The sequence below is a fragment of the Cobetia sp. genome (assembly GCF_983723665.1).
The window spans coordinates 3,422-5,150 of record NZ_CFDJES010000133.1 but is presented as its reverse complement, the minus strand read 5'-3'; the positions used below and the strand labels follow the sequence as shown (position 1 = coordinate 5,150).

Below are 1,729 nucleotides of genomic sequence, written 5' to 3'. Positions count from 1 at the left end.
AATGGCTAGCCCGATCAAGAACTGCATGACGCTGCCCGAGCATTCTCGGGCATTCGCAAGGCTCTTCATTGCCCCTGACAAGAGGCCCGTGTGACCGCCGACTCCGACTCTCCTCAAGCGCCTGCCCGCAAGGTTCGCCCCCGCAAGGGCGGGCTATGGCCGTGGCTGCATCGCATGGGCGCACCGGCGACCTTCTTCGCGGCCAGCCAGCGCTGGCTGCCGTGGCTCTGGGCCCTGGCCATCATCGCGCTGGTGGCCGGCAGTGTCTGGGGGCTGGCCTTCGCGCCCGCCGACTACCAGCAGGGCAACAGCTTCCGCATCATCTATGTGCATGTGCCGGCGGCGATTCTCGCCCAGTCGTGCTTCATGCTGCTGGCGGTGTGCGCGCTTCTCTTCCTGGTGTGGAAGATCAAGCTGGCGGACATGGTCGCCACGGCCGCCGCGCCCGTCGGTGCCCTGATGACGGCGCTGGCACTGTTTTCCGGCTCGGTGTGGGGCATTCCCACCTGGGGCACCTGGTGGATCTGGGATGCCCGGCTGACCTCGATGCTGATCCAGCTGTTCCTGTATCTGGGCGTGATCGTGCTGCGTGGCTCCTTCGCCAGCCGTGACAGCGGTTCGCGCGCGGCCTCGATCCTGGCGCTGGTCGGCATGGTTAACATCCCGATCATCAAGTATTCGGTGGACTGGTGGAGCACACTGCATCAACCGGCCACCTTCACGCTCAGCGAAGCGCCGCCGATGCCGGCCAGCATGTGGATCCCCTTGCTGATGATGGTGATCGGCTTCTACGCCCTGTTCGGCGCGCTGGTGCTGATGCGCACGCGGGTCGAGGTGCTGAGACGCGAGAGTCGCAAGCAGTGGGTGCGTGATCTGCTGAGTCCGCCTTCGCGTGCGCGCCCCGATGCTGCGGTAGTCGCGGCAGAAGGGGACAAGCCATGAACCTGCCGGGCATCGCCTTCTCGAATGTCAGCGAGTTCTTCGCCATGGGCGGCCATGCGCTGTATGTGTGGTCGGCCTGGGGGCTGACGGCGGCGTGTCTGGTGGGGCTGGTGATCGCCACGCGGCTGTCGCGTCGCGCGCTGGAGGCGGATATCCGTCGCCGGCTGCGCCGTGACGCTTCCCGTCATTCTTCGCACCCTGCTTTACACCACGCTTCGCATCGTTCGTCACATCAGGCTTCGCGCCACACCTCTCGTGATTGAACCTGTTTTCTCCCTCCCGCGGCGGTTGTCCCGCTGGCCGCGAGAGGCTTGACCGTCCCTTGCCCTGATCGAGCCCTGACCATGACTCCCAAACGCAAGCAGCGCCTGTATATCGTCACGGCCATCGTGCTGCTGGCCGCCCTCGCGGTGGGCCTGACCCTCTATGCCCTGCGCGCCAACATCAACGCCTTCTATACCCCGACGCAGATCGCCACCGGCGAAGCGCCCCAGGGGCGGCAGATCCGTGCGGGCGGCATGGTGCGTGATGGCAGTGTCAGGCGCGACAACGAGACGCTGGATGCCATCTTCACCGTCACGGATTTCGATCATGACGTGACGGTGCATTATCAGGGCATCCTGCCGGACCTGTTCCGTGAAGGGCAGGGCGTGGTGGTGATGGGCGCCTTCGATGGTGAGCATCTCGAGGCCAGCGAGGTGCTGGCCAAGCATGACGAGAAGTACATGCCGCCGGAGGTGACCGATGCACTCAAGGCCTCCGGGCGTGATGTGTCTGGTAACAGGAC

General features: G+C 65.2%; 3 protein-coding genes. All 3 read left to right on the top strand.

Annotation, left to right across the window (positions count from 1 at the left end):
- Positions 1–174 precede the first annotated feature (174 nt).
- Entirely contained in the window at positions 175–942 is a 768-nt protein-coding gene (locus AC4FAH_RS12035) for a heme ABC transporter permease (RefSeq protein ID WP_287020802.1), read from the top strand.
- Positions 939–1,205, top strand: coding sequence for a heme exporter protein CcmD (gene ccmD, locus AC4FAH_RS12030; RefSeq protein WP_287020793.1), 267 nt, complete (start codon positions 939–941; stop codon positions 1,203–1,205). Before AC4FAH_RS12035 ends, ccmD begins: the two co-directional genes overlap by 4 nt.
- Positions 1,206–1,286: 81 nt before the next feature.
- Positions 1,287–1,729: cytochrome c maturation protein CcmE (ccmE, locus tag AC4FAH_RS12025; protein WP_490246089.1), on the top strand; the 443-nt coding region annotated here is incomplete at its 3' end.

Bases quoted from the DNA above. Each gene is read 5' to 3' on its own strand.
- ccmD (WP_287020793.1), top strand. From the start codon at position 939: ATGAACCTGCCGGGCATCGCCTTCTCGAATGTCAGCGAGTTCTTCGCC.
- AC4FAH_RS12035 (WP_287020802.1), top strand. From the start codon at position 175: ATGGGCGCACCGGCGACCTTCTTCGCGGCCAGCCAGCGCTGGCTGCCG.